Source organism: Shewanella sp. 10N.286.51.B7 (genome assembly GCF_002873615.1).
GTDB classification, from domain to species: Bacteria; Pseudomonadota; Gammaproteobacteria; order Enterobacterales; family Shewanellaceae; genus Shewanella; species Shewanella electrodiphila.
On sequence record NZ_MCUF01000025.1, the window covers coordinates 121,807 to 128,573 of the forward strand.

Sequence of the window (6,767 nt, forward strand, 5' to 3'; positions counted from 1 at the left end):
CTGTTTTTAAATACGGCTAAGTGCCTTCAAATACCAGCTGATTAGACAAGTCATCATACTCAATGCTCGAAGGTGCCAGCTATTGCTAAGTATAGGTGGCTATTCACGAGTGTCATTGTCGAAAAGGATTAGATATGAAACATGTGAGCTTTAATAAACCAGGTAGGGCAGAGGTGATGTATTTTACCGATAGCCAACTGCCAGTATTAACCCAAGGGCAAGTGCTAATCAAAGTACATGCCGCAGGCGTTAATGGGCCTGATATCAAGCAACGTGAAGGTGCTTACCCTGCACCTAAAGGCGCGAGTGCTATCCTAGGTTTAGAAGTGGCAGGAGAAATTATTGAGCTAGCTGACGACGTGACGCAATGGAAAGTAGGCGACAAAGTCTGTGCGCTGGTGCCAGGTGGTGGTTACGCTGAGCAGGTGATCACTGATGCCAGTCATTGTTTGCCGATCCCCAAAAATTACACTTATGAACAAGCGGCAGCTTTACCAGAAACCTGCTTTACCGTTTGGGGCAATATGGTGGTTAGGGCAGAATTAGCGGCAGGTGAAAGTGTATTAATCCATGGTGGCTCTGGTGGTATCGGTACTACCGCGATTCAAATGGCGTCAGCATTAGGCGCAACGGTGTTTGCTACCTCAGGCTCAGATGATAAGTGCCAATATTGTCTCGAACAAGGTGCAACAGTTGCGGTCAATTACCATCAGCAGGACTTTGTCGAACCTATTTTAGAAGCGACAAATGGAACAGGTGTGGATGTCGTATTTGATATTGCTGGTGGCGATTTTGTTAACCGCAACCTTAAAGTAGTCGCAATGGATGGCCGCATGGTATCGGTTGCAATGCAAAGGGGCATGAAAGCCGAAGTGGATATCTTTAGGCTCATGGCGAAACGTATTCGCTGGACAGGCTCTACGTTAAGGCCACAAAGCATTGAAGCCAAAGCCGAGATTGCACAAGGTCTAAAACAGCATGTTTGGCCAATGCTTGAAAGTGGAAAAATGCATATAAATCTAGATAAAGTTTTTGCTTTTGACGATGTTATTGTCGCACATCAATATATGGAGTCTGGCCAGCATCAAGGGAAAATTATTTTGAAACTGATTTAGCAACAGTAAGAACAACCTCTAAACATGGCAGTAAAAGCCATATTCTAATATAGTAGCTCATATCTGATCTGACTCTTTTCAATGTTGGATTAACCCTGAACGTACAGTTGATTTGATCAGCAAAGATATGAAACAGTCGGATAGGCGGCACCTGTTACCAAGTGCCGCCCTCCTAAGAACCGTACGTGCAACTTTCACTGCATACGGCTCAAGCCTCCACTAAGGCGTGTTCTGTTACCCAGCACCCTACATAGCAGCCAAGACAGGCTCAAACCATGAATTTCTACCTTCCTTTGCCCGTTTTCGCTTACCTAAGTAAGCTTCATGTTCGGGGTCGTAAGGTGTCGCTGCACTCCTGATTTTTACATGTCTTTTTATGAGCGTTTGAGCTATCTGTACAAGGTTAAATCGACAATCCATGTTCGCTATTTTCTGCCAACCGTGAAATTGCCATTGTCCCTTACCATCCAAATAATATTTACGCCTCACCCAGTCTTTACTTTTCGTTGGATGACGCCTAACGGCCCAACGCCATAACAACCAGAAAAGTTGATGGCCTACATAACTGAAAACTTGTTTTGCAACACTGTGGCGATAATAGTTCGCCCATCCTCTCAGTTTCGGATTTAATATTTTGATTAAATCGTTAACGGGGATTGTTGGATGTTTTCTGATGTATTCACGTAGATTGCTCAAAAATGACAGAACGTTGCTTTTGCTCGGTTTAATGAGCAGTTTGCCGTTGTACTTTCTAAGATTGAATCCCAGAAAGTCAAAACCATCATCGATATGAGTTATGTGCGTTTTCTCATCAGAGAGTGTTAAGCCTCTTTCCTGTAGAAAGCCAATGAGCTGCGGCTTGATGTCATTAACGAGGACTTCCTGCGAAGAACCTGTGATAACAAAATCATCTGCGTATCCGATAAAGTTGACCCTATTACCTGTTTTAAAAGCAATAGACTTAACCAATTGTTCTAATCCAGCAAGCGTGAGTAACATCAGCGTGGGCGATATTATCCCCCTTTGCGGTGTTCCTTCTGCTGTTTTGTAGAACAATCCTTTGTCAACATAACCACACCCAAGCCATTGTTTCAGCATTCGTTTATCTAATTGAATGTTGTCGATGAGCCATTGATGACCTATCTTATCGAAACAGGCTTTGATGTCTCCCTCAAGAACCCATTGGCTAGAGCGCTTCATACACAAGCATTTGAAGCACTGTGCAATGGCATCTGCTGCGCTTCGGTTGGGTCGAAAGCCATAGTCGGCTACCGTTTCCGAAATAGGCTCCAAGGCGAGCAGATGAAGCGCTTGCTGCGCTCTGTCTATCATGCAGGGAATGCCTAAAGGTCTGAGCTTGCCGTTTTTCTTGGGGATGTAGATACGCCTGAGCGGTTTGGCATGATAGCCTTTGCGGCTCAGTTGATTGACCGCAATCATACAACGAGCATCACTGTTCCAAATGATGCCGTCGACTCCTGGTGTTTTGCTGCCTTTATTTTGAGAAACTCTTTTAACAGCAAGTAATTTTGCTGATTTAGAGTGGGTCAGTATCCACTGCAACGCTTTCGCCTTACCGTGTTTACCTTCTCGGGTTGCTTTTGCAATGCGCATTTGAAGCTTTAATACATGTTGTTTAACCGCTTTCCAGTTAATGGATTGCCATTGAACATTGTCAGGGGATGCACTAACTTCAATTGAAGTCATCATTTGCGTTTCTCCTTGAATAAAGTTCTTCAAATCATCTTGCAACGGGAGAACAGCTAGAAGTTAGCTCGCTTTCGCGCCAGATAAAATCAGTATCCGCATCATTACAATGCGGCATTCGCTTTTTCTAGCCTCCTTTACCTGCATGACTATCAGCAGCCTTCGCAGACCACTTTCCCAAAGGGAGCAATACAGGCTTACCCTGTTCCGTATGTCGCGCAACGTCAGGTTAGATGCCCACTATAGTGCGAAGAGTTAATTGATCACGAAAGAGCACTGTCCAATCTCTTTCCAACTCTCGTGCCTTTTGGCCACAGCGTATTAACCACTTCCGCTGTTTCGCGTATAACGCACCTTATATGGATTCACTTACGTTCATCATACTGACACCCTAGCACTTACCCGATTGTGGTTATCAGGAAGAACGTCCTCTCACGATTTTGTTCCCATTCGGCATAAGCCAAATATCGTTACATTGTCAGACTCGCTGCTTTATTCAGAGTCTTAGGGTCATCTGGTGATACAGATGGTTCACTCTTATCGCGGTGAACAGCGCTTCATACGACCTCAGGTCGCACGGACATAAATGAATTAGAACAAAAACTCTAATTCACTTAATTTACATTAGAAAAATTATCTTGAAACCTTAAAGTTGAGAAGTTTATACGGTGACGTTGAACAATGAGTCTTAGATCTCTAATCAGTCACGCTAGTATGGGTGAAGCCAAAAAGTAATAGACTTAGAAAGCGTATTAATAACAAACAAAAGTCTGGTAAGTATGCTATCTTGGTTTTTCTCCCTACCGCTTAGTAGGGACTTCTTTTCCTTTCCGAACTCACATCTCGGCACTCCTTAGTCGCCCTCCTAAGCCTCACTGCAGGCTTTAGCTATGTCCATTTCGACCCCAAATTTAAATAAAATATTCAAACTCACTAGAATTGAAAATGTAGAAACCAACAACAATGAACCCCATTTCGCGCCTTGGTTGCCACTTACTCAGAAAGTACAGTCTGCTTCGCCTTCAGCGATTATATATTGCGAGGGTAATTTCGGAAAAATTGATGGTAAAACCGCAAATGGGCTAGTGAGGCATTCGTTACACTATCGTATCTTATCGGTTATTGATAGTGAGTCAGCTGGCTTAGATGCTGGAGAAATATTGGATAAAAAAGCCAATGGAATACCTATCCTGGCCAATACTGAAGAAGCTATCATTCACGCAGAAAGTATCCCCGATAACTTTATTTTTGGTATTGCACCATCAAGTGGTTTTTTATCTGACTTGGATAAAAACATCATTTTAAATGCCATGTCACTAGGGATGAACATTGTAAATGGCTTGCATGAATTTCTAACTGATGACCCTCTATTTCTAGAGGCTAGTTTAAAGAACAACGTTCGAATATTCGATACCCGTAAACCTAAAAATAAAGGCGACCTAAAAACGTTTAGCGGAAAAATACACAGCGTTAAATGCCCGAGAATAGCTGTATTGGGAACGGATTGTGCATTAGGAAAACGAACAACAGCAACAATATTAGCGAATGAACTGACTAAAAAAGGCCTTAACGTTGTTATGATTGCCACTGGTCAAACAGGTATTATACAGGGTGCACAATACTGCGTTGCACTCGATGCTGTCCCTTCACAATTTTGTGCAGGTGAGTTGGAGTCTGTTATTGTACAGGCCTATGAAAAAGAAAATCCGGACCTGATTATTATTGAAGGGCAAGGAGCCTTAAGTCACCCTGCGTTTTCAACCAGCGCTTTTATCTTACGTGGCAGTTGTCCAACGGGTGTGATATTGCAGCATGCCCCTAAACGTTCATATCGTAGTGATTTTCCTGATTGCCCAATGCCTTCGATTGCCTCAGAAATCAACCTTATCGAAACGTTTTCTAATACCGATGTTATTGGACTAACACTGAATCATGAAGGGATGTCTTTAGATGAAACACGTTGTGTGATAGACCGCTATACTACCGAATTTGGTCTACCGGTTACTGATGCACTATCACAGCCTGTCGAAGATCTACTGCACATTGTAACGTCAGCCTTCCCTATGATAGCAAGTAAACTGGCCGAAAAAGGGTGAACTACCCTAGGTTAGACATCGATTGCGGAAAAATTCACCATAACGCTCAGTTCCTGATTACTCAGCTCTTACTGAAAAATATATCCGTTACGCCTGTAACAAAAGTCTTCCTCGGCCATCCCATCATCGCACAAGTTCTTATTGATGCTGGTGCAACAATGTTAGCCGATTCAAGAATCGAGAATTTTCAAAAGATGACAGAATCTGGTATTTCTATCCCTAAAATGCTGATACGTACACCCATGCTAAGCCAAGTGGCAAGCGTAATAAAATATAGTGATATGAGTTTAAATTCTGAAGTTGAAGTGATTCGGAGGCTTTCACATGTAGCGGGACAACAAAATTGTCGACACGATATTATTATTATGGTTGAGCTTGGCGATCTCAGAGAAGGCGTAATGCCGAATCGCGTGATTGACTTTATCCATGAGATTATTTCCTTACCGAACATCACGATAAAAGGGGTCGGTACGAATTTAGCCTGTCGGTATGGTGTCGCTCCAGACGATCAAAAAATGAACATTCTTTCAGATCTTGCCGATGGAATTGAAGCTACATTTGGGATCAGCCTAGAAATTATTTCAGGGGGTAATTCTGCTTCAGTTAACTGGGCTCTTCAGAGAACAAGCCTAACTCGAGTTAATAACCTTCGTATAGGAGAAGCAATTTTTTTAGGCTGTGAACCTTTAGAACACGAAAATATTTTAGGCTTACATGCAGACACTGTTTCTTTGACTGCTGAAGTGATTGAATCCAAGATTAAACCTACTTTGCCTTGGGGAAATAGAGGATTTAATGCTTTTGGTGAAAAAGAAAGCCTTCAAGATAGAGGGGAGGTCTCACAAGCTATTCTAGCATTAGGCCGCCAAGATGTTTGTGTCAGCGGGCTTAAGGCTCCGAATGGGATTAAGATCATGTCTTCAACCAGCGATCATCTTGTCCTTGAATCCTCACAGAAACCACTATTTGTAGGGGAAAAAGTCACATTCAGTTTAGATTACACTGCTCTCTTATCTTCTATGTCTTCAGATTATATCCATAAATATTTTAAGCCACGCAAAGGGAGGAGAAAGGAATATTATACGGATAAAAGTGATTATCTTCGACAGTGTCATGCTTAACGGTTGTCAGATAAGCCCAATGGACTCTAATGACTTACTGATTAAAGAATTAGGCTAACTCACTCTAGTTAGTACTAAGTTAGAAGCCAATATTGTCACTCTTGTTTTTGTAAAAAGAAAAACTCTCAATATAGATAGCTTAGCAGAAAAAGTCGCCGTTGGTTTAGGTCACAACACTCTAGCAATGCTTGGTAGCTAACAAAGTCGTGGCGCTTCGCCCACACCCGACGAAAGGGAAACAACAGCATTTCCCTTTTCGCTGATTCATATATAAAGTGCCTTGCCGCTCCGGCGAAGTGTTTTTCCTCATGCTACAGAGCTAATTTACTACCGCCTCAGATTCGCCATCCTTGGCTCAATCTGAGGCTATGTCGGTGTCCTGCCTCCATCACGTAAATTAGCTCAACGCATTCGGACACTTCCAGCGGAGACTATTGAGCCCGCAGGTTCATTTATTGTGTCTGTGCGATAAATTGAATACATAGGTTTTTAGGTGTTTTTGATCTTCTTTGAATGTTCAATTTGAATTGAGGTAAGCAAGAAAATTACGTGAGTCCAGACATGGCCTTTCTAGCACATCCATGTGCTTCAAGGCATTTAGTGCATCCTGCACTTAAGATTCCAGCTAGCTTTCGAGGGGGAAGGATCACTCCTTGGCATCCATGCCATCGTGACATTCGTAAATCCATTTACTTCAGATGCACCATCGGAAGCGTTAGTGATTTTTG

At 42.6% G+C, this 6,767-nt stretch carries 4 protein-coding genes; 3 read left to right on the forward strand and 1 reads right to left on the reverse strand.

Annotation, left to right across the window (positions count from 1 at the left end; translation table 11 throughout):
* Positions 1-134: 134 nt before the first annotated feature.
* A complete protein-coding gene (locus tag BCU84_RS07625; RefSeq protein ID WP_102527488.1) occupies positions 135-1,115 on the forward strand; it encodes an NAD(P)H-quinone oxidoreductase in 981 nt (326 codons plus the stop codon).
* Positions 1,116-1,361: 246 nt separating this feature from the next.
* Here BCU84_RS07625 and ltrA read toward each other — a convergent pair whose 3' ends face one another.
* Positions 1,362-2,825, reverse strand: coding sequence for a group II intron reverse transcriptase/maturase (ltrA, locus tag BCU84_RS07630; RefSeq protein WP_102527489.1), 1,464 nt, complete (start codon positions 2,823-2,825; stop codon positions 1,362-1,364).
* Positions 2,826-3,712: 887 nt separating this feature from the next.
* On the opposite strand from ltrA, the gene BCU84_RS07635 reads away from it, so the two are divergent.
* Together BCU84_RS07635 and BCU84_RS07640 are read left to right on the forward strand one after the other, a co-directional pair.
* On the forward strand, positions 3,713-4,918 hold the full coding sequence (locus BCU84_RS07635) for a DUF1611 domain-containing protein (protein WP_102527490.1): 1,206 nt from the start codon (positions 3,713-3,715) through the stop codon (positions 4,916-4,918).
* Positions 4,915-6,039, forward strand: coding sequence for an alanine/ornithine racemase family PLP-dependent enzyme (locus BCU84_RS07640; protein ID WP_102527491.1), 1,125 nt, complete (start codon positions 4,915-4,917; stop codon positions 6,037-6,039). The genes BCU84_RS07635 and BCU84_RS07640 overlap by 4 nt, the downstream gene beginning before the upstream one ends.
* Positions 6,040-6,767: the final 728 nt, after the last annotated feature.

What these genes read in the sequence shown, in the direction of transcription:
- ltrA (WP_102527489.1), bottom strand. Translation starts at nt 2,825, where the DNA reads ATGATGACTTCAATTGAAGTTAGTGCATCCCCTGACAATGTTCAATGG.
- BCU84_RS07625 (WP_102527488.1), top strand. Translation starts at nt 135, where the DNA reads ATGAAACATGTGAGCTTTAATAAACCAGGTAGGGCAGAGGTGATGTAT.
- BCU84_RS07635 (WP_102527490.1), top strand. Translation starts at nt 3,713, where the DNA reads ATGTCCATTTCGACCCCAAATTTAAATAAAATATTCAAACTCACTAGA.